Source organism: Mesorhizobium sp. B1-1-5 (genome assembly GCF_006443065.1).
In the GTDB taxonomy this organism is placed as follows: domain Bacteria; phylum Pseudomonadota; class Alphaproteobacteria; order Rhizobiales; family Rhizobiaceae; genus Mesorhizobium.
Window position 1 is genome coordinate 47,520 of record NZ_VFWS01000020.1, and the last position, 18,981, is coordinate 66,500.

Annotated in this window: 19 protein-coding genes; 12 read left to right on the plus strand and 7 right to left on the minus strand. The window is 62.1% G+C overall.

All coding sequences use genetic code 11. The features are described from left to right. Positions 1 to 83 precede the first annotated feature (83 nt). Positions 84 to 1,550, minus strand: a complete 1,467-nt coding sequence (locus FJ980_RS10105; RefSeq protein ID WP_246676380.1) for an HD domain-containing phosphohydrolase — start codon at positions 1,548 to 1,550, stop codon at positions 84 to 86. 305 nt (positions 1,551 to 1,855) lie between these two features. Here FJ980_RS10105 and FJ980_RS10110 point away from each other — a divergent pair, with 305 nt between their 5' ends. The 4 genes from FJ980_RS10110 (at position 1,856) to FJ980_RS10125 (ending at position 6,040) form a co-directional block, all read left to right on the plus strand. After that, positions 1,856 to 2,914, plus strand: a complete 1,059-nt coding sequence (locus tag FJ980_RS10110) for an aminopeptidase (RefSeq protein ID WP_140542755.1) — start codon at positions 1,856 to 1,858, stop codon at positions 2,912 to 2,914. 38 nt (positions 2,915 to 2,952) lie between these two features. After that, positions 2,953 to 3,600, plus strand: coding sequence for a class I SAM-dependent methyltransferase (locus FJ980_RS10115; RefSeq protein WP_140542756.1), 648 nt, complete (start codon positions 2,953 to 2,955; stop codon positions 3,598 to 3,600). Between the two features lie 148 nt (positions 3,601 to 3,748). Then, positions 3,749 to 5,209, plus strand: a complete 1,461-nt coding sequence (locus tag FJ980_RS10120) for a phospholipase D-like domain-containing protein (protein WP_140542757.1) — start codon at positions 3,749 to 3,751, stop codon at positions 5,207 to 5,209. A gap of 24 nt (positions 5,210 to 5,233) precedes the next feature. Beyond that, a complete protein-coding gene (locus FJ980_RS10125; protein WP_181170758.1) occupies positions 5,234 to 6,040 on the plus strand; it encodes an endonuclease/exonuclease/phosphatase family protein in 807 nt (268 codons plus the stop codon). Between the two features lie 12 nt (positions 6,041 to 6,052). Here FJ980_RS10125 and FJ980_RS10130 read toward each other — a convergent pair whose 3' ends face one another. The 5 genes from FJ980_RS10130 to FJ980_RS10150 all read right to left on the minus strand — a co-directional run bounded on the left by FJ980_RS10130 (position 6,053) and on the right by FJ980_RS10150 (position 12,712). Then, entirely contained in the window at positions 6,053 to 8,017 is a 1,965-nt protein-coding gene (locus FJ980_RS10130; protein ID WP_140542758.1) for a glycoside hydrolase family 127 protein, read from the minus strand. Positions 8,018 to 8,035: 18 nt separating this feature from the next. Further along, a complete protein-coding gene (locus tag FJ980_RS10135; protein WP_140542759.1) occupies positions 8,036 to 8,893 on the minus strand; it encodes a carbohydrate ABC transporter permease in 858 nt (285 codons plus the stop codon). Beyond that, positions 8,893 to 9,813: a sugar ABC transporter permease gene (locus FJ980_RS10140; RefSeq protein WP_140542760.1), complete on the minus strand. Its 921-nt coding sequence runs from the start codon at positions 9,811 to 9,813 to the stop codon at positions 8,893 to 8,895. The genes FJ980_RS10135 and FJ980_RS10140 overlap by 1 nt, the downstream gene beginning before the upstream one ends. Positions 9,814 to 10,345: 532 nt before the next feature. Further along, complete coding sequence (locus FJ980_RS10145; RefSeq protein WP_140542761.1) at positions 10,346 to 11,593, minus strand: sugar ABC transporter substrate-binding protein; 1,248 nt, start codon at positions 11,591 to 11,593, stop codon at positions 10,346 to 10,348. Positions 11,594 to 11,668: 75 nt separating this feature from the next. Then, complete coding sequence (locus FJ980_RS10150; RefSeq protein WP_140542762.1) at positions 11,669 to 12,712, minus strand: LacI family DNA-binding transcriptional regulator; 1,044 nt, start codon at positions 12,710 to 12,712, stop codon at positions 11,669 to 11,671. 514 nt (positions 12,713 to 13,226) lie between these two features. Between FJ980_RS10150 and FJ980_RS34665 the strand changes: the two genes are divergently transcribed. From FJ980_RS34665 to FJ980_RS10180, 7 genes are all read left to right on the plus strand, one after another. Then, entirely contained in the window at positions 13,227 to 13,397 is a 171-nt protein-coding gene (locus tag FJ980_RS34665; RefSeq protein WP_181181163.1) for a hypothetical protein, read from the plus strand. A 26-nt stretch (positions 13,398 to 13,423) separates the two neighbouring features. Continuing rightward, positions 13,424 to 14,005: an ABC-three component system protein gene (locus tag FJ980_RS10155; RefSeq protein ID WP_140542763.1), complete on the plus strand. Its 582-nt coding sequence runs from the start codon at positions 13,424 to 13,426 to the stop codon at positions 14,003 to 14,005. Beyond that, a complete protein-coding gene (locus tag FJ980_RS10160; RefSeq protein WP_140542764.1) occupies positions 14,002 to 14,523 on the plus strand; it encodes an ABC-three component system middle component 5 in 522 nt (173 codons plus the stop codon). The genes FJ980_RS10155 and FJ980_RS10160 overlap by 4 nt, the downstream gene beginning before the upstream one ends. After that, positions 14,510 to 16,456, plus strand: a complete 1,947-nt coding sequence (locus FJ980_RS10165; RefSeq protein WP_140542765.1) for an AAA family ATPase — start codon at positions 14,510 to 14,512, stop codon at positions 16,454 to 16,456. Before FJ980_RS10160 ends, FJ980_RS10165 begins: the two co-directional genes overlap by 14 nt. 9 nt (positions 16,457 to 16,465) lie before the next feature. Beyond that, on the plus strand, positions 16,466 to 16,756 hold the full coding sequence (locus FJ980_RS10170) for a DCL family protein (protein WP_140542766.1): 291 nt from the start codon (positions 16,466 to 16,468) through the stop codon (positions 16,754 to 16,756). Positions 16,757 to 16,805: 49 nt separating this feature from the next. Continuing rightward, entirely contained in the window at positions 16,806 to 17,438 is a 633-nt protein-coding gene (locus FJ980_RS10175) for a hypothetical protein (protein WP_246676381.1), read from the plus strand. Between the two features lie 89 nt (positions 17,439 to 17,527). Continuing rightward, a complete protein-coding gene (locus tag FJ980_RS10180; RefSeq protein WP_246676382.1) occupies positions 17,528 to 17,977 on the plus strand; it encodes an Hpt domain-containing protein in 450 nt (149 codons plus the stop codon). 18 nt (positions 17,978 to 17,995) lie between these two features. On the opposite strand, the gene FJ980_RS10185 is transcribed toward FJ980_RS10180, so the two are convergent. Beyond that, positions 17,996 to 18,199 (minus strand): hypothetical protein, encoded by a 204-nt coding sequence (locus tag FJ980_RS10185; RefSeq protein ID WP_140542768.1) that lies wholly within the window; start codon positions 18,197 to 18,199, stop codon positions 17,996 to 17,998. 31 nt (positions 18,200 to 18,230) lie between these two features. Here FJ980_RS10185 and FJ980_RS10190 point away from each other — a divergent pair. Beyond that, on the plus strand, positions 18,231 to 18,981 hold a 751-nt coding region (locus tag FJ980_RS10190; protein ID WP_246676383.1), incomplete at its 3' end, for an outer membrane beta-barrel protein.

Below are 18,981 nucleotides of genomic sequence, written 5' to 3' on the forward strand. Positions count from 1 at the left end.
CCTCCTGTCGGTCGCGGCCACCATTGGTCCATCGACAGGATCACGATGCGCGCGCCGGAGCGGGCGCACATGGGGTGGATTCCCTATGCCGGCATTTCGCCCGGTCGGACAAGGCCGTGCTCGACCGCATAGAGCGCGGCACCGGCGCGGGTGGTCACGCCGACCTTGGAGTAGACGCTCTGGATGTGGTGGTCGGCGGTCTTGGGCGAGATACCGAGCTTGCGAGCCGTCTCCTTCGCGGTAAGGCCGGCGGCGATCAGGCGCAGCACCTCGATTTCGCGCCGCGTCATGCCGGCTAGTGCCTGCGGCAAAGTCCGGCGCGACTGCTGTCCGGCGACGGACAACACGGCCTCGGCAGCCTCGGGGCAGATACAGCCGTCACGAACAGCCGCACGCAACTGCGTCGCCGCCGCCTCGCTGGACAGCGCCTTGCGGTGCGGACGTTCCTCCCGCGACGTCTGGAACGCCTCGGCGGCGGCCAGGATCCTGGCCGCCGGAGACAGATCGGAGCCGCTGACCTTGCGGTGATATCCCGAACCGTCCAGACGCTCGTGATGGCGCAGCACGAGCGCGCCCATCGCGTCGCCGCCGTGGCCGAAGGAAGCCAGCGCCCGCTCACCGTAATAAGCGTGCAGCTGCGCCGCGTCGCGCTCTCGCACCGACAGCGGGCCGTTGCGCATCCAGGTCGCCACCGGCACCACCAGTTCGCCGATATCATGGATGCAGCCCGACCAGCGCAGCGCGCGCACGTCAGTCTCGGGCAGCCCGATCCGTTTCCCCGCACCCGCGGCCAGCTCCGACACCATCCGCGAATGGCCTTGCGTGAACGGCATGCGCATGTCGATCATGTCGGCAATAGCGAGGAACGCCTCATCGCAAGCCGCCTCGTCCAGCGTTACCGGCGGATCGGGCTCCAGCGCCAAAATCGTCTCGCGGTCGACTGTCGCGCCGATGCCTTCCATCAAGGCCGCCGCGTTGGCCGAGACGAGCCGGGCCAGACCCGCTTCGTATGGGCCATCCGCGCGACTGGCGATGGTTTCGGCCATTGCGTCGACACCGAGGGCATCGCTGAGCGCAATCACATCCTGCGCCAATGTGATCAGGCGCACGGCCGGCAGAACGTCCTCGCCGCTCAGCCCGCGCGGCAGACCCTTGCCGTCCCAGCGCTCGTAGATTTGTCCGAGATTGCGCCGGATTTCCTCGGACAGGCCGAGCCGCTCGCCGATCCGCTGCGCGACCTCGCAATGCGCGGTCAGCACCGGGCGGGCCACCGCCAGCGCCTGCGCCATCGCGGCCTCTATCGCCCTGGCCTGCGCGTCAGGCTCGAGATCGTAGTAGAACCGCTTGAAGGCCTGCACGAAGACCCTGCCCAGTTCCGCGCGGTTGCCCATGTCGAGACCGACAAGATCCTGGCGGAGCGCGATCTCGTCGCCGAAGGTGGCCGCCAGCAGGTCGGTGTCGGCATTGCAGCCGACATAGCGCAGCATCGACTGGTGATAGGCATTACGCCGAACCTCGTCTGAAAGGCCCGCGAGCTTGGCGACCCGCATTGCAAGCACGCAGGATTTCAGCGCGAAATCACGCGAATGGCCGGTGGCAAGGTCCGAAGCATAGGCAAGGACCATCATGAAGTCCGCCCGGCGTATCGAGGCGTCTGTCATCTCCCGCATCCCCAGTGTGCCTCATGCTACCCCCACGAGCCAGCAATACCTAGCGGGAAAAGTCCTAAGCCTGCTGTCACTTGCGGCGAAGGTCGCATTGTCCCTGCCCCTCCAGGTCTTGACGAAAACAGGCGCGCCTGAGACACGGGAGCAGACATTTGCTCCATGGGAGACGGGCAGGCGGTGGGCAAGCTGTGAAGCGCGTTTTTCGATTGCTGGCCGCGGCGATCCTGGCGTCCGGCGTGACCGGATGCACCAGCATTTCCTATTACGCGCAGTCGTTGGAGGGCCATGTCGAGATCATGGCAGCGCGCAAGAATGTTGCGAAGCTGATCCATGATCCCTCGACGCCACAGACATTGCGCGCCAAGTTGACGTCGGCGAGCGCGATACGCCGCTTTGCCACGGAAGAGCTGGCGTTACCCGATAACAGCAGCTACCGCAGTTATGTCGACGTCGGTCGAAACAATGTGACCTTGGCCGTGTTTGCCGCGCCGCAATTCTCGCTCGCGCCGATAACTTGGTGCTTTCCAGTCTTCGGCTGCGTTCCCTATAAGGGTTATTTTTCGCGCAAAGACGCGCTCGAGAGTGCCGCTGAACTGCAGCGGCAGGGGCTGGACGTCTATGTGTCGGGCGTCACCGCATATTCCACGCTGGGCTGGTTCAGCGATCCGCTGCTCAGCACCATGCTGCGTCAGGACGACACCTACCTCGCAAGCCTTATTTTCCATGAGCTGGCGCATCAGAAAATCTATTTGAACGGCGACTCCGCATTCAACGAGGCTTTCGCGGTTTCCGTCGAAACCACCGGTACGAGGAAATGGCTGCGCGCCACGGGCAATCGCGCCGGATTGCGCAGCTACGAAATCGATCGCAAGCGCAAGGCCGATTTTCTCGGACTGATATCGAAAACCCGGGATGAGCTGACGCAGGTCTATGGAAGTCCCCGCAGCCCGCAGCAGATGACGGCCGCCAAAGCAGCCGCCATCGACAGGCTGCGGATGCGCTACCGGCAAATGCGCGACAAGCGATGGGCCGGATACCGGGGATATGACGCCTGGTTCGATAGCCCTATCAACAACGCAAAGCTTGCCGCGACCGCTGTCTACGGCGAACAGGTTCCGGCGTTCCTTCACTTGTTCGACTTGTGCTCCGGCGACTACCCGAGGTTCTACGCTTCTGTTCGACGGATCGGAAATTTGCCCGCACCTTCCCGAGCCGAAGCACTTAGAACCGTGGCTGCGTGCAATTGACCTTATAAGGAATTCGGCATCCGGAGACCGAGCGGACAATGTTGGACAATTATGAGGTGGACAGGTTCGGCGTGATCCACCAGATCGACTTTACACCGATCAAATACGACAAGAAATACATCTCCTATTATGAGGACCTGAGCGACCGGACCATCAAGCTCGGTTATCAGCGGCTTGGCTGGGTGCTGGGAATCACCGGCGAGATTCCTCGCTCGGTGCTGGAAATCGGATATGGCACGGGCACGTTCATCGAAGCCGCGAAGATAACCGGCGTCGCCGATTGCGCCGGCTGCGATATCGCCGAGTTTCCCCTGCCCAAGGGTGTCCGCTTCGTCGATTGGGATGAGGCGCTCGCCGGCGCCTGGCACCTCGTCGCCATGTTCGACGTGCTGGAGCACATCCCTGATCTCGGCTTCCTTTCTCGCCTTCGGGCCCGCCACCTGGCTGTCGCCGTCCCCTATTGCCGCTGGCGCGAGCTCGGCGCCGACGGAGACGCGTGGTTCGCCAAGTGGCGCATGCGTCTGCCCAACGAGCACCTGCACCATTTCGACCGCGACTCGCTGGTGGCGCTCCTCGCGGCCAACGGCTTCGAGTGTGTGACGCTGAACTGCTTCGAGGACGGGATCAGGCTGCGGCCAGGCGAAGCAGGTCCGAACATTCTGTCAGGCTTCTTCAGGAAGCTTTAGGCCGGCGGCCTTGCCGACGTATCGCTCGATCGCGGTCACGGAACCGGCCGAGCGGATGAGCGCGGTTCTTGCCGCCAGGTTTCCGAATGAGCCCGGGAATAACCCGTCCGCATTGCCTTCCGCGGCGGCTCGCACAATAGTCGGGCCTATGTTCGAGGCGATTGCGAGTCACTGGTCGACGCTTATCCTGGTCCTCTCGCTGGCGATGGCGGCGGTGGGCATCGTGCATGCCATCATGACCAAGGAAGACGTGCGCGCGGCCACCGGCTGGGTGGGCGTGATGCTTCTGTCGCCCTTCCTCGGCGCGATCATCTACGCCATTGCCGGCATCAACCGGATCCGCCGCGCGACGATCAGCGCCATGCGGCCGGTCTCGCCCGAGGCCGCTGCCGCCAGGCATGACCGCGACGTCGCGCTGGAAGCCTTGATCAACGCCGAATTCGGCCAGCGTTTCACCGGGCTGAAGACGCTGGGCGACAGGGTGGCGCGGCGTCCGCTCACCTCGGGAAACACGATCGCGGTGCTCAAGACCGGCGACGAGGCCTATACGGCGATGTGCCGGGCGATCGACGCGGCGCAACGAAGCGTGCTTCTGGAAACCTATATTTTCGACAACGACGCGGTCGGGGCGCTTTTCGTCCAGTCGCTCGGCAACGCCGTCAAGCGCGGCGTCACCGTGCGCGTGCTGATCGACGCCGTCGGCGTGCGCTATTCCGTGCCCAGCATCCTGAAGCAGCTCAGGGAGGCCGACGTCACGGTCGATCTCTTCAACGGCAACATCGTCATGGGCCTGAGACTTCCCTATGCCAATCTCAGGACCCACAGGAAGATACTCATCGTCGACGGCATGGTGGCGTTCACGGGAGGCATGAACATCCGCAAGGGATTCTCGGCCGAATTCGCCGGTTCCGACAGTTCGCGCGACACGCATTTCGAGGTCACCGGGCCGGTGGTGGCCGATCTGTTCTCGGTGGCCGCCGAGGACTGGCGCTTCGCCGGCAACGAAGCCCTGAAGGACGGACCCTGGCAGGTCGAGCGCGTCCTGCCGCCGCCAGGGCAGCCGATGCTGGTGCGCGCGGTCGCGACCGGGCCGGACGCGTCCAACGAAACCAATCTCAAGCTGCTGATGGGGGCGTTCTCGGTCGCCCGCAAATCGATCCGCATCATGTCGCCCTATTTCCTGCCGGACCGGGAGTTCATCAGCGCGCTGACCACGGCCGGCCGGCGCGGCGTCGAAATCGACATCGTCGTGCCGGCGGTGAACAACCTCTTCCTCGTCGATCATGCGATGACGGCGCAGTTCGACCAGGTTTTGAAGCATTATTGCCGCGTCTGGCGCCATGAAGGCGCGTTCGACCATTCGAAGCTGATGGCGATCGACGGCGTGTGGGCCTATGTCGGCTCTTCAAATCTGGACGCCCGCTCGTTGAGGCTGAATTTCGAGATCGACATGGAAGTCCTGGATGAAAACTTCGCCGCCGAGATCGACGCCCGCATCGCCGCCGCCATCTCCACCGCCCAGCCGGTGACGCTGCAGACGCTGAAGGCAAGGCCGTTCGCAATCCGCGTCTTCGACCGTTTGCTGTGGCTGGGATCGCCCTATCTTTAGAGCAGGAAATCGAGCATCGGGATCATGGAGATAGACGACATCAAAGGACGCAGCCTGCCCGAGACCGTGCTGCTCTCGATCCGCAGCAGAAGCGCACGCAAGGCGAAGGCGACGCCGCGCAAGCGCGTCAACGACACTGAAATCGTCGTTGCCTCCTACAACGTCCACAAATGCATCGGCACCGACCGCAGATTCGACCCCGAACGGACGGCACGCGTCATCCGCGAAATGAGCCCTGACGTGATCGCGCTGCAGGAGGCCGACAACCGCTTCGGCGACAGGGCCGGGCTGCTCGACCTGGCCCGCCTGGAGCTGGAAACGGGGCTGGTGCCGGTGCCGGTCAGCGGCAACGGCAAGGGCCATGGCTGGCGCGGCAATGTGCTGTTGTTCAAGCGCGGCACCGTGCGCGACGTCCACCAGCTCAAACTGCCGGGACTGGAGCCGCGCGGCGCGCTGGTCGCCGAGATCGATCTCGACGAGAAACGGTCGCTGCGCGTCATCGCCGCCCATCTCGGCTTGCTGCGCCGCTCGCGCTCGGAACAGGCCCGCGTCGTGCTCGACATCATGAGCAGCGCCGACGAGCGGCCGACGCTGCTTCTGGGCGACCTCAACGAATGGCGGCTCGGCAACCGCTCGGCGTTGAACACGCTGCACACGACCTTCGGCCCGACGCCGGCGGTGCCGACTTTCCCATCCGGCCTGCCGGTGCTGGCGCTCGACCGCATCATGGGCAACCGGCACGACCTGGTTTCAGGCGTCGAGGCGCATGACACGCCGCTGTCGCGGGTCGCCTCCGACCACCTGCCGCTGACGGCCTTCGTGCATCTTTGAGAGAGGCCGCGTTCAGCCTTCCCGCAGCCAGACCAGCATCTCGCCGGGATCGCGATTGTCCCAGGCGAAATAGGGAACGGCCTTGAGCTTCGTCTCCTGCGTCACCGGCGGCTTCGAGCGATAGAGGTCGGCGCCCCAGTTTTCCGTCTCGGCCCTGCTGCCGATCGCCGAAAGGGTGACGACGCCGCCGAGCAGGTTCGGCTCCCTGTGCGCCTCGATCCTGGCCGTGCGCGATAGCGCTATGCGATGCAGCCCGCCGCCATTGTCGGTTTCCTCGACGCAGTAGATCAGCGGGCCGCGCGCGAGCGCCACGCGGCCGATGTCCTGGCGCACCTGCGGATTGGCGAAGAGGCGCGCCATCGACATTTCGAGGTCGAGCTCAACCTTGTCGCCTTTTTGCCATTCGCGGCGGATCGCAGCATAGCCGCCGACCGTGGCCGCTTCGAGATCGACCAGCTTGCCGTTGACCCTAAGCGCCGCCTTGCGGCACCAGGCAGGTATGCGCAGGTGAAGCGTGAACGCAACCGGCGTCTCGGTCTCGACCGCGATCGAGACCGCGCCGTCCCACGGATAGTTGCTGGTCTGGACCAGGCTGACCTGCTGGCCGGCGATCTCGAAGCGGGCGCTCGAATCGCCGTAGAGGTGCACCGCCAGCGCATCGTCGGCGAGGCCGTAGAAATAGCTGCCGATCGACGCCACCATGCGGCCGATATTGGGTGGGCAGCACGGGCAGCGGTGCCATTTCCAGCGATGATGGCCGCCCCGGCTCTCCAGCGGGTTCTCATAGAAGAACAAAGAGCCGTCGAGCGACAGGCCGGAGATCGAGCCGTTGTACAAAGCCCGTTCCATCATGTCGGCGTAGCGGGCGTTCGGGCCCATGCCGAGCATGCGGCTTGCCCAGAACACCAGGCCGACCGAGGCGCAGGTCTCGGCATAGGCGGTCTCGTTGGGCAGGTCGTAGTCGTTGGTGAAGCCTTCATTGTCGGCCGACGGCCCGAGGCCGCCGGTGACGTAAAGGCTCTTCGTCGTGAGATCGTCCCAGAGCCGCTCGAGCGCGATCTTGAGCGTATCGTCGCCATATTCGGTCGCGATGTCGGCCATGCCGGAATAGAGATACATCGCCCTCACCGCATGGCCGACGACCTTGTCCTGCTCGCGCACCGGCTTGTGCGACTGGTTATATTCATAGGTCTTGAAGTGGAAGTCCTTGGGGTCGGCGCCGCGCGCCAGCGCCTCTTCGTCGAAATAATGCGGCTGCTGGCCGCGCTGGTCGATGAAATACTTAGCCAGCTTCATATATTTGTCGTTGCCGGTCGCGCGCGCGAGCCTGACCAGCGCCAGCTCTATTTCCTCATGGCCGCAATATCCCTTCCGCTTGCCGGGCTCCGGCCCGAAAGTGTCGGCGATGTGGTCGGCATAGCGGCTCATGATGTCGAGCAGCTTGCGCTTGCCCGTCGCCTGAAAGTAGGCGACGGCGCCCTCGATCAGATGCCCGGCGCAGTAGAGCTCGTGGCAGTCGCGCAGATTGGTCCAGCGCAGGCCGGGCTGGATGCGCTGGTACCAGCTGGAGAGATAGCCGTCCTCCTGCTGCAGCTTGCCGTACATGTCGATGACGGCGTCGATCTTCTTTTCCAGATCGGGGTTGCGGCGGCGGTAGAGCGAATAGGCCGCGGTCTCGATGGTCTTGCCCCAATCGGAATCCCAGAACATCTGCGTCGTCACGGTGCGCGCGGTAAAACCGTCGCTGACATGGAAGGGGATGACGACGCCGGGCGACGGCACGTCCGGATCGATCTGCTCCAGCATGTGCGCCTCGACGCAGCGGTCGTAGAGGATGCCGGCGGTCTTGGCTGCCACTGCGTCGACACGGTCACCCCAGAAGCCGTGGACATCGACCTGCGGCACTGGCAACGGGCGGAAGGCGAGCTTCGGCTTGGCGGAGGTGCCGGTCGGCGCGGCGGGCTGCGTTGCGGTCATGATTTCACTCCATTCGAATTACTTGACGGCCCCGGCCATCAGGCCGCGGATGTAGAAGCGCTGCAGCGCCAGGAACAGGATCAGGCAGGGCACCATCATCACGGTGACGCCGGCCTGCACGGCGCCCCAGTCGATGGCGCCGAAGCGGCCGGACTGAAGCGCGGTCATCATCACCGGCAGGGTGAATTTGGACTGGTCGGTCATCAGCACGAGCGCTGCCAGGAACTCGTTCCAGGCGCCGAGGAAGGCGAACAGCGCGATGGTGACGACGCCGGGCCAGACCAGCGGCAGCATCACCTTGATGAGCATGGTGACGTTGTTGGCGCCGTCCATGCGCGCGGCCTCCTCGATCTCGCGCGGCACGGCGTCGAAGGCGTTGCGCATCATGAAGATCGAGAAGGGCAGCTGCAGCGTGACATAGACGCAGACCAGGCCCGTCAGCGTGTTGTGCAGGCCGAGCTTCGTCAGCACCAGGAAGATCGGCGTCAGGATCGACTGGAACGGGATCATGATCGTCGACAGGATGAGGACGAAGAAGAAATCCCTGAACGGAAAGCGGAAGCGCGAGAAACCGTAGCCGGCAAGCACGCTGACCAGCACCGAGAGCAGCACCGTCATAACCGAGACATAGATGCTGTTCTGCGCCGAGACCCAGAGCCCGTCGCCGAAGGAGTTCAGCGTCTGATAGTTCTCGATCGAGAAGCCGGTGGTCGGCCAGGGCGGCAGCGGCGGCTGGCGCGCCTCCTGCGCCGGCTTGAAGGTCGACAGCACCGTCCAGACGATCGGCGCCAGGAACAGCACCGATGCGATGATGCCGGTGGAGTGCCTGGCCAGGCTGAAGCCGACTTTGCGGTTTTGCGACATTGCCTCGGCCATCAGTCGAGCCCCTCGGGCTTGCGCAGCAGCCAGAGCTGGATGAGGCTGAGCGCCACCAGGATGGCGAGCAGCACCATGGAAAGTGCCGCGCCGTAGCCGAGCTTGAACGAGACGAAGGACTGGTTGAAGATCCAGTAGACCGCCGTCAGCGTCTGGTTGCGCGGACCGCCGCGCAGGATGATGTAGAACTGGTCGAAGGCGAGGATCGAGCCCGCCACCGACAGGATCAGCGCCAGCGCCAGCGTGCGGCGCATCAGCGGCAAGGTGATGGCCCGGAACCTTGCGAACGGCCCTGCCCCGTCGATGACGGCCGCCTCCTGCAGATCCTGCGGGATCGACTGCAGCCCGGTCATCAGGATGATCATGGTGAAGCCGGCGACCTTCCAGACCACCATGGCGATGATCGACCAGAAGGCCGGCTGGAAGGTGGCGAGCAGATTGATCTTCCTGCCGGTCAGGCCGAGATCGAAGGCGGCCGGGCTGAACAGGCCGGAATCGACGTTGAGCAGCCAGGACCAGAGCAGGCTCGCCGAGGCGAAGCCCACCACCGCCGGCATGAAGAAAGCGGTGCGGTAGAGATTGGTCAGCGGACGCGGTTTTTCGATGAAGATCGCCAACGGAAACGCGACGGCGAAAATCGCGATGGTGACGATCACGGTGTAGTAGAACGTAAATCTCAGCGCATTCCAGAAGCGCGTGTCGCGCAGGATCGCGAAATAATTATCGAGGCCGATGAAGGCATGCTCGCCCATCAGCGGCCAGTTGTTGAGCGACATCCAGGCGGTCATGCCGAGCGGGATGACGAAGAAGACGGTGACCAGGGCGACGGCCGGCAGGACATAGAACAGGCCCACCCATTGCCGGCGGCTGACGCCGATGCGTGAGCGGGCGGGAACGGAGGTTGCGGTGATGGCGGTCATGGCCGGGCTCCCCCTTCCCCCCTTGTGGGGGAAGGTGGCCGCAAAGCGGCCGGATGAGGGGTGTTCCAGCGGAGTGAGACGTCGGCGTTCCCTGGAACACCCCTCATCCGTCTCGGCGCTGCGCGCCGATCCACCTTCTCCCACAAGGGGAGAAGGGGGAGCGAACCTTGCTGCGCCGCAAATTGGCGATGCTGGTGAATGAGCTTTCTCAACGCGTCAGTTCCTGCCATTCGGCGATACAGTCCCGGCCGGCCGGATGAGGGGTGTTCCAGCGGAGTGAGACGTTGGCGTTCCCTGGAACACCCCTCATCCGTCTCGGCGCTGCGCGCCGATCCACCTTCTCCCACAAGGGGAGAAGGTGGAGCGAACCTCGCGGCGCCTCAAATTGGTGAGTGAGCTTTCTCAACGCGTGAGTTCCTGCCATTCAGCGATACAGTCCCCGGCCGCCCGGCCAGGGAGACGGGGCGGGCGGCCGGTCAGAGCCTTGGCGGCGAAGCGTTGCGCTATCCTCGCCGCCGGTTGGCCCTGGTGTCTACTTGTTCGGTGCCTGGTCGATGATCGACTGCATCGTCTCCTGCGCGTTCTTGATGGCGCCATCGACGTCGTCGCCGAAGAACACCTCGTTGATCATCTGCGTCCACGGCCCGTTGGCCGAGTTGATCAGGTCGTTGAACACCACCGAATAGGGAGTCTTGCCCTTGGCCATCGCCTCGGCCGCCACCTGGTAGCGCGGGTCGAGGTCCTTCAGCGCGTCCTTGGCGATGTCGTTGCGCACCGGCAGGCTGCCATATTTGGCGAGGATCGTCTGGCCCTCCAGCGAATAGGCGAAGTCCAGGAACTCCTTCACCACGGCGATCTTTTTGGTGCCCTTGGTGACGACGAAATTGTCGCCGCCGGCGAAGGACGACCAGCCGCCATCCTTGCCCGGCAGGAAGGTGATGCCGTAGTCGACGTCCGGGTATTGCGTGTTGAGCGCGCCGATGGCGAAGGCGCCGGACGGCGAGATGCCGATCTTGCCGCCGGCGAAGGCGGCGAAGAAGTTGGCGCCGGTGTCGGTCTGCGCGCCCTCGGGCACCAGCCCCTTCTTGACCATCGAGCGATAGAGGTCGATCGCGCCGCGCAGCTGCGGGCTGTCCAGCGTCGCCTTCGAGCCGTCCTCGGACAGGATGTCGCCGCCCGAGGCCCAGATCAGCGGCGTGAAGGTGAAGATGTTGCAGCCGCCGCAATTGCCGGAGAAATAGAAGCCCTTGATGTCGCCGCCGAGCGCGTTGACCTTTTCGGCGTCGGCCTCGATCTCGGCCCAGTTGGTCGGCCCCTTCTCGGGGTCGAGCCCCGCCTGCTTGAACAGCTTCTTGTTCCAGATCAGCACCGAGGCGTCGGCCGAGAACGGCAGGCCGTAGATGCGGTCCTTGTAGGTGCCGGTCTTCACATGCGCCGGCGACAGGCTGGCGAAATAGGGCAAGGATTTCGCCCAGTCGGTGATGTCCTCCAACTGGCCGGCGGCGGCGAAGGACGGCGTGTAGATCAGGTCGAGCGAGAGCGCGTCGGGCGCGGTGCCGCCGGCGGCGGCCGCGCCATATTTAGGGATGATCTCTGCATTGGGAATGATGTCGAGCTTGATCTGGTCCTTGTTCGCCTTGTTGAAGGCGTCGACGATGCGCGGCATGAAGTTCGAGCCGTCGGCGCGCACCCAGATGTTGGCGGTCTCGGCGGACGCCGCCTGCAGGCCGCCGCCGATGACGGCCGCGGCTAAGGCCAGCTTGGCAAACATGGTTTTCATTTTACTCCTCCTCATGGTTCTCCTCCCTGTTTTGGCCACGCCGCCCGGCGGATGCGGACGCGTGGCCTTGTTGCTTCATTGCGGCGGACTGCCGCATGACTGACGCACCACCAGCCGGCACGGCAGTTTCCTGATGCCCGGCGCGGCCGGCTGGCCATCGACGAGCGAAAGCAGGGCAAGCCCGGCCTCGCGCCCGAGGCTCGCCAGGTTCATGTCGATCGAGGTCAGCGGCGGGCGCGTCGCCTCGGCCACGATCTCCCAATTGTCGAAGCCGATGACGCCGACATCGTCGGGCACGCTAATGCCGCGCTCGCGCAGCGCGTCGATGACGCCGCGGGCAATCTGGTCGTTGCCGCAGAATACGGCGTCGGGCCAGCTACCCGCCTTGCCGAACAGTCTTGCCACCGCATCGCGCCCCCAGGCTTCCGACCAGGCGCCGAGCAGCGGCTCGGCTGTGGGCAAGCCGTTCTCCCTCAGGACGTCGCGATAAGCCTCGGCCCGCGTGTGCACCACGGCGAAGCTCGCCGGGCCACTGACATGGGCGATGCGGCGGCGCCCGAGCCGCAAGAACTGCTCGACCGCCAGCCGCGCGCCGCCGGCATCGTCGGAGACGAGGCCGACCGCGCCGGGATCCGGCTGGGTGAAGGCGTAGACGACCGGAATGCGCAGGTTGGAGAGATCGACCGGCAGATGGCGGTCGATGCGTTTTCCGGTGGCGACGATGCCGTCGACGCGCTTGTCGAGCATGGCCTCGACATGCAGCTGGCCGAGCCGCTGGTCGTCCTCGACATTGCACAGGAACACCGACACGCCCTTGTCGACCAGCGCATCCGAAACGCCGGCCATCAGCGGCAGCGAGAAGCGGCCATAGGTATCGTTGGTGAGCAGGCCGACGGTGAAGGAGCGTTTTCGCAAGAGACTCTGCGCCAGACTGTTCGGCCGGAAGCCGAGCAGCCGCGCCATCTCGCGGATACGCTCGCGCGTTTCCGCCGTCATGCGCCCCTGCCCGTTCAGCGCCTTCGAGGCCGTCGCCACGCTGACACCGGCCGCGGCCGCGACCTCGCGCAGCGTGACCGGCGGCTTGGCGGAAACTGGCGCTGGCTCGGCGTCGGAAGGCATGGGCGCGGCGGATTTCCCTTAGCTGGGAAAAGGTTTTCTCTCACCGCCCCGCGTGGTGATGACGAGTGAGGTCAGCGAGCGCGGAGCGGGTTGGGAAAAGGTTTTCTCAGAGGGAGATTAGGGGAAGGTGGGGACGTTGGCAAGGGGGATGAGAGGCAAGTAAGGCGATCAATCGCTACTTGGTTCTCAAATGTCCGGAACGGGCCGACAACGGACTGGCAGCTTCTGGGCGACGAACGCGGGAAGCCGGCGTTCGGCTCGGTACTCTTTGTCTGCCCAGTGCGCGACACCTTCAGAAGCCAAGAATGCGCCGCGTGCAGCCGACTCAGTGTGGCGTGGAAAACTGTCCGGGATGGTTCGTTTACCCCGGGGCGCAGATGGTGCCCGTATTCCGTCCGAGGCGCTTAACTCTCCCGGCCGGGGCGGTCGGCTTGCTGTGGTGTACGATTCTAAACTGTTGCTAAGAGGAAAAAAGGCAGGCAAATCTGTCGGTAATGAACACTGGGGGAATCGGATGGCTTTTGATCTTTGGAATTTTCTTAGCGGTTTGCTTGCAGGTGCGATCGGCGGCTCTCTGTTGACCTTCCATTTCACCAAGAACGTGCGCGCTGACCGCCATGGTACCGCCACTGATCAGTCCGGTGCGCGTGCTGGTGGAGACATTGTGGGCCGGGACAAGCGTTAGCTTGCTGATGGCATGACATCACATCAATGAACAGTGCGACCCAAGAAAGCACGACCTCCAACCAGCAAGGTGCCCAAGCAGGCGGTAGCATTGTAGGTCGCGACTACTACAACTTCGAGCCCAAAAAAGGTGTAGTTGAAAAACTGCTTCTCAAACTGAAGGAGCAGTACGACTGCAGCGAGCAGACCCAGACGACCATGGACGAGTTGGCGCGATACCATACCCGCCGCGCCCCCGATGGGATTGACGGACTCGAAGCCAAACTCAAAGCGAGCGGGCGCTTTGATTATTACGATGAGGCAATCGAGAAGAAAGAAATGTTCGCGAAGATGCTGGAGAGGTGGTCTCTATATTCATCCGCTCAGCAGATTTTCGTTCACATCCTCGCCAGGGCCGAGAACGAGTTTACTCAGGTGATTTATAGCCAAATCCCGAGAAGGACTCCTGAAGAAATAAATGCGCTTGTAATTGACCGAATTGTAAATCCGATTGTTGAGGAGTGCGGCGGAGATCTGATGTCGGTGAACCATAATTTAGTTCAGGGAATGGTGTACTGGTTGGCGGAACAGTGTTTTATCAAGTGGCATCACGGCGCAGCGGCGACATGACGCAACTCACCTACAACGAGGCCTTCGACCCCTATCATGCAGTCTTCAGATTCATGAGACTGCACCTAGCTTGCGATATCAGTGCCAGGTTGCCGTTCGACACTATGCGCATCTTGGACTTTTATCTTCTCTTCCCATTCCGGGTTCAAGCGATGAAGCTTTTCTCGAGCGATACGGGTTGGAGAAAGATAAGCAAATCCTATGAAAACCGGGCTCCATACGGCGCGATGCCGGATGACAGCACCATATTTGCCCGGATGGAACCTTTCCAACGGGCAGCGGCTGCCAGCCTCGTCCATAGTGGCCACCTAGCTTCCGATGCATGGGACTTGAACGAGGTTAAATTTACGACGCATGCGCTTCCAGCAACGGTGTCGGTGCGCTGTTCAGAACTGAACACCCACATGAAGGACGTCGTCGACATTCTGTGTCAGATCAAGGCGCGTTACCCCCTCGGAGGCCGTGACGGGCTGAAGGATAGAACAGGGCTTTTGGAGTACCGTTATGATTCGGTATGATCCCTGTCTCATTGTTAAGCGCCTTGTTGTGAAGCGCGGAGCCTCGATCTTATACGACGAGGCGTTTCATAAGGGCGTCAATGTGGTCCGGGGAGACAATTCCTCGGGCAAATCGACGATCATGAACTTTCTTTTCTTCGGGCTAGGCGGCGATCTCGACCGCTCGGCTTGGAGTGAGCATGCGCTGTTATGTGAGCATGTGTGGCTCGAGGCGGAGTTCAATGGCAATCCGGCCGTCCTTCGCCGTCAGATTGATGTCGCGTCACAATCTGCGATGGAGATCTTTGGCGGGCGCTATGAGCAAGCTGTTTCGGCTCCAATCGAGGCGTGGCACCGATACCCTTACGCTCGCTCAAAAAACCAGGAGAGTTTCTCCCAAGCAATCTATCGCCTTCTCGACATGCCAGACGTCGCCGTGGAAGGCACCTCCAGCATCACGATCCATCAGATTCTCCGCCTTCTCTATGCCGATCAACTCTCGCCGACCGAGAGCCTTTTTCGGTTTGAGGGCTACGATCCAGAGAATCTGCGTGAAGCTGTAGGCAACCTGCTATGCGGTGCGTTCGACACCGAAATCTACGAACTGCAGCAGCTGAAGCGAACGAAGGAACGCGAATTAACAGAAGCGTCCGCTGAACTGAAGAGCATATTCAGGGTCGTTGGTGGTGGCGACGAGAGCATGACTCTCGATTGGATCGAGCAACGCCGAAAACGATTGGTCGAAGAACGTGACGCTGCCTCAGTCCAACTGCTGGTAGCCGAGGAGGCGTTCTATTCCAGTCAGTCGTCTGACAAGATTACACTTCAGGCTCAGAGGGAAGTCTATAAGCAGGTACAGAAACTGCAGGTCGAGATCCGCCAGAAGCAGGCCGACGAGGATTCCGTGGAATTCGAGCTCTCGGATTCGGCTGCCTTTATAAAAACCCTAAACGCACGTCTTGAGGCTTTGCGCGACGCTAACCTTGCCGCCGAGGTCGTTGGCACTGTTCGCTTTGGAACATGCCCGGCGTGTTACGCTGAGGTCGTTGATTACGACCATAAGGTTGAAGCATGCCACCTTTGCAAGACGCCGCTGGACACTGAACGTGCACGAGAGCGGGTTGTCGGGATAATCAACGAGCTTTCGATACAAGTAAAACAGTCCGAGCGTCTGCAGGACATCAGAGCCGAGCGTCTCAGAACCCATCAGGTTCAACTGAACGCGCTACAAGGAGCTTGGCAGCTTAAGGCCAAGGAACTGGCTGATATTAGTTCGGTGCCAACATCGAAAGCCCGCGAAGAAATTCGCGAGCTGCAACGAAGGCTCGGTTACATCGACAAATCGATCGAGGACATCGAAGCGCAAGTGAAACTTGCCAACAAAATCGGCGATCTATCGGCCAGAAAGTCCCAGCTGGATCAGGATATTCAGGCGCTGGTCACTCGCATTAGTGGCCTGCAGCTCAGCCAGACCGATCGCCTTCGGACCGCAAAGGCCAGCATTGAAAAGAACATCATCGAAATACTGCGTGGCGATCTGAAGCGACAGGATTCCTTCGAGAACCCGGAGCATGTGCAATTCTCATTCGCGAAAAACACGATCACGGTAGACGAGCACACCTATTTTTCTGCCAGTTCTCGCGTCGTGCTCAAAGCCGCGTTTCTGGTTGGCTTCCTCGAGGCTGCCCTTTATGATCCGCAGTTCCGCCATCCTCGGTTCCTCATGATCGATATCACTGAGGACAAGGGGATTGAGCAGGCACGAAGTCATAACTTCCAGAAGCAGGTGATCGAGATTTCTGACCAGGCGCCAGTCGAGCACCAGATCATCCTTGCCACTGCAATGCCCTGGCCTGGCATAAGGCCCGAGCTGTTTGTTGGGAGACATTCGACGCGAGAGCAAGGCACGCTGGGTTTTCTTCCGCGCAAGGTCGATGGCTCTGAGCAAGCCTAGGGAGCATCGATGGTGATCGCACAACCCGTTGAGATTGCCGGGCACCAATTTGAACGCAAGACAGATGCGCTGAAATTTATGAAGGTCATGCTCAACAGCTATCGTCCGGGGGACGCTGTAAGCGCGGCTGACGGAGTGTTTCTCGCAGAAGCGCTGAAACGTCACCCTGAGGCCAGCACCAAGATCGGGCCGGGCGTACGCAGCTTTGACGTGCGGTCGGCCGACTATGGAACTCAGTGCTTTTGGATATTGCGGATAGACGGCTCCGAGGAGCGGTTCTCTTACAAGAGCTGCGTGTAGCGACCATGACGGTGCATGAGCGCTTGAGCGGCCAATCAGGAGATCAGTGTTGAGCCAAACTGGTGCCGGTGCCCGCGCTCGGTCCGAGTTCATCGCTCCCGGCAAGACGAAAGATGATTGGAAGAAACTTTCCAAGCTCCTCGTGCCTGGCGGCGACTCCAATGTTTGGGCTGAAGCCTTCGACACTTATCTTCTCGCCAGACTGCGGAGCCGTTATCTCGGGCCTATAGAGATGGTACGGGACAAGGGCGCATGGGAAGGTGAAGGCTTCACGATCGTTTCGATTCAGTGCGCGCTGATCGAGTTTCTTGCGGCGACGCGTGCTGGGAAGAAATATAGGCACAAGAACGCCCAGCCTCCGCACGAATATCAAAGCAGCCGAAAACTTTTTGTCGATTTCCTGTTCCAGACGGCACCTTTCGACAAGTTGTTTTCTGAAGGGGAAGCGGAAGATTTTTATAGCAACGTTCGCTGTGCGCTCCTGCACGAGGCCAGAACGAAGGACGGCTGGATTATCTGGGTTACTGGTGCAGTTTCCGTCGATTGTCACAAGAAAATCGTCCATCGCGATAGCTTCCAAGCCGTTATCGAGGACTACATCGATGATTACGGCGTCGCATTGACGGCCGACGCATCGCTCCAGGAGGCCTTCATTAGAAAGTTTGACGATCTAGCCGCTTGATGACCCTGGCGCAAATCCGGCCCTAGATCCTGTGCGTTTGTATGTCCGCTTTTGCTCAGGGTCCGGCAAGGGGCGCAAAGCTGCCGATCATGTTACGGAAAGCGCACATCGGTTCCGAGGCAATACGGCCCATCAAAGTTTGTCCTCCGACAAAAGCCACGTGCGGTCAGCGGCCCGCCCGCCATTCCACCGCGTCCCGTTTTCTGCTTGAATATCCGCTCCACCACCCAGGAGCCTCGCCCATCTCCACCGATCCCATCGCCCCACTGCGCCAACGTTTCCTCACCCGCTGCGCCGATCAGCTCGCCGAGCTGAAGGCCATTGCGCTTCAGGCCACTCCCCTGCCCGGCAACGATCCGCTGATCCGGCTCGCCCATTCGCTGGCCGGCGCTGCCGGCACGTTCGGCTTTGCGGAGATCAGCGCGCGAGCCTCAGTTCTGGAGACGCTGCTCATCGAGCAGGCGGATGGCGGCGGTTCGCGCGGCGCTCGATGGTTTGATCGCGGACATCGAGCGAACGCTGGCGTGACATGGCGCTAGCGTGAGCGGGCCGGGCGCCTATTTCTTCGCGCCGCCGGGCAGATTGCCCGCATCGCCCGCGTTGAAATGATCGCCTTGGTCGGGCCGGCCATTTTTGGGAGCATCGCCTGCTTGTACCTGTCGTAACGGCAGTTTGCCCATGAGTGTGGTATTTTTGCCACCACAAATTCTCACAACCCCTGCTAGAACCTCGACGGGTTTTAACTTGGGGTTCTGAATCATGCTTCTTCGTATTTCCGCGAAATCCGTTTTGTTGGGCGCCGTTTCGGCCGTCGCTTTGATGTCGGCCGCGCAGGCCGCCGACGTGGTCCAGGAGCAGGCGGCTCCGGGCTTCAACTGGAGCGGCGTCTATGTCGGCTTCGGCGTCGGCGCCGGCGCCAATGTTCACAAGCTCAGCAGCGATTTTGTGCCGGGCCTTTCGCTGAACGGCATCGGCGGCGAAGGCGTCTACGGCCAGGCCACCGTCGGCTACGACTATATGGTATCGCAGCGCTTCCTGCTCGGCGGCCTGATCGACGCGCATGTCGGCACGATCAAGACTTCGCTCGATGCCGGTGGCTTCAATGCCGATATCAAGGAAACTTACGGCTTCGATGTTGGCGTTCGCGCCGGCTACCTGTTGACGCCGACCACGCTGGGCTATGTCCTGGGCGGCTATGCCTGGCAGAAGTACAAGCTCGACACCAATGCCGGCTTTGGTTTCGATTGGGATCAGGGCGGCTACTTTGTCGGCGCCGGTGTCGAAACGGCTATCAGCAGCAACTGGACGCTGAAGGGCGAGTATCGCTACACCCGCTTCAGCACCAACGACAGCCTGCTCTCGGATGCCGGATTGCCGGCACCGGACGGCACGCTCAACCTGGACACCTCGCGCCATACGTTCGAGGTCGCCGCCAGCTATCGCTTCAACGCCAATGATGGCGGCGGCGCCAGCTTCGAGACGCCTTCCTACAACTGGACCGGCTTCTATGTCGGGGGGGGGGGGGGGGGGGGGGGGCGGGGGG

What these genes read in the sequence shown, in the direction of transcription:
- FJ980_RS10105 (WP_246676380.1), bottom strand. Translation starts at nt 1,550, where the DNA reads ATGCGGGTCGCCAAGCTCGCGGGCCTTTCAGACGAGGTTCGGCGTAAT.
- FJ980_RS10115 (WP_140542756.1), top strand. Translation starts at nt 2,953, where the DNA reads ATGTTGGACAATTATGAGGTGGACAGGTTCGGCGTGATCCACCAGATC.
- FJ980_RS10120 (WP_140542757.1), top strand. Translation starts at nt 3,749, where the DNA reads ATGTTCGAGGCGATTGCGAGTCACTGGTCGACGCTTATCCTGGTCCTC.
- FJ980_RS10125 (WP_181170758.1), top strand. Translation starts at nt 5,234, where the DNA reads ATGGAGATAGACGACATCAAAGGACGCAGCCTGCCCGAGACCGTGCTG.
- FJ980_RS10130 (WP_140542758.1), bottom strand. Translation starts at nt 8,017, where the DNA reads ATGACCGCAACGCAGCCCGCCGCGCCGACCGGCACCTCCGCCAAGCCG.
- FJ980_RS10135 (WP_140542759.1), bottom strand. Translation starts at nt 8,893, where the DNA reads ATGGCCGAGGCAATGTCGCAAAACCGCAAAGTCGGCTTCAGCCTGGCC.
- FJ980_RS10140 (WP_140542760.1), bottom strand. Translation starts at nt 9,813, where the DNA reads ATGACCGCCATCACCGCAACCTCCGTTCCCGCCCGCTCACGCATCGGC.
- FJ980_RS10145 (WP_140542761.1), bottom strand. Translation starts at nt 11,593, where the DNA reads ATGAAAACCATGTTTGCCAAGCTGGCCTTAGCCGCGGCCGTCATCGGC.
- FJ980_RS10150 (WP_140542762.1), bottom strand. Translation starts at nt 12,712, where the DNA reads ATGCCTTCCGACGCCGAGCCAGCGCCAGTTTCCGCCAAGCCGCCGGTC.
- FJ980_RS34665 (WP_181181163.1), top strand. Translation starts at nt 13,227, where the DNA reads ATGGCTTTTGATCTTTGGAATTTTCTTAGCGGTTTGCTTGCAGGTGCG.
- FJ980_RS10155 (WP_140542763.1), top strand. Translation starts at nt 13,424, where the DNA reads ATGAACAGTGCGACCCAAGAAAGCACGACCTCCAACCAGCAAGGTGCC.
- FJ980_RS10160 (WP_140542764.1), top strand. Translation starts at nt 14,002, where the DNA reads ATGACGCAACTCACCTACAACGAGGCCTTCGACCCCTATCATGCAGTC.
- FJ980_RS10165 (WP_140542765.1), top strand. Translation starts at nt 14,510, where the DNA reads ATGATTCGGTATGATCCCTGTCTCATTGTTAAGCGCCTTGTTGTGAAG.
- FJ980_RS10170 (WP_140542766.1), top strand. Translation starts at nt 16,466, where the DNA reads ATGGTGATCGCACAACCCGTTGAGATTGCCGGGCACCAATTTGAACGC.
- FJ980_RS10180 (WP_246676382.1), top strand. Translation starts at nt 17,528, where the DNA reads ATGTTACGGAAAGCGCACATCGGTTCCGAGGCAATACGGCCCATCAAA.
- FJ980_RS10185 (WP_140542768.1), bottom strand. Translation starts at nt 18,199, where the DNA reads ATGATTCAGAACCCCAAGTTAAAACCCGTCGAGGTTCTAGCAGGGGTT.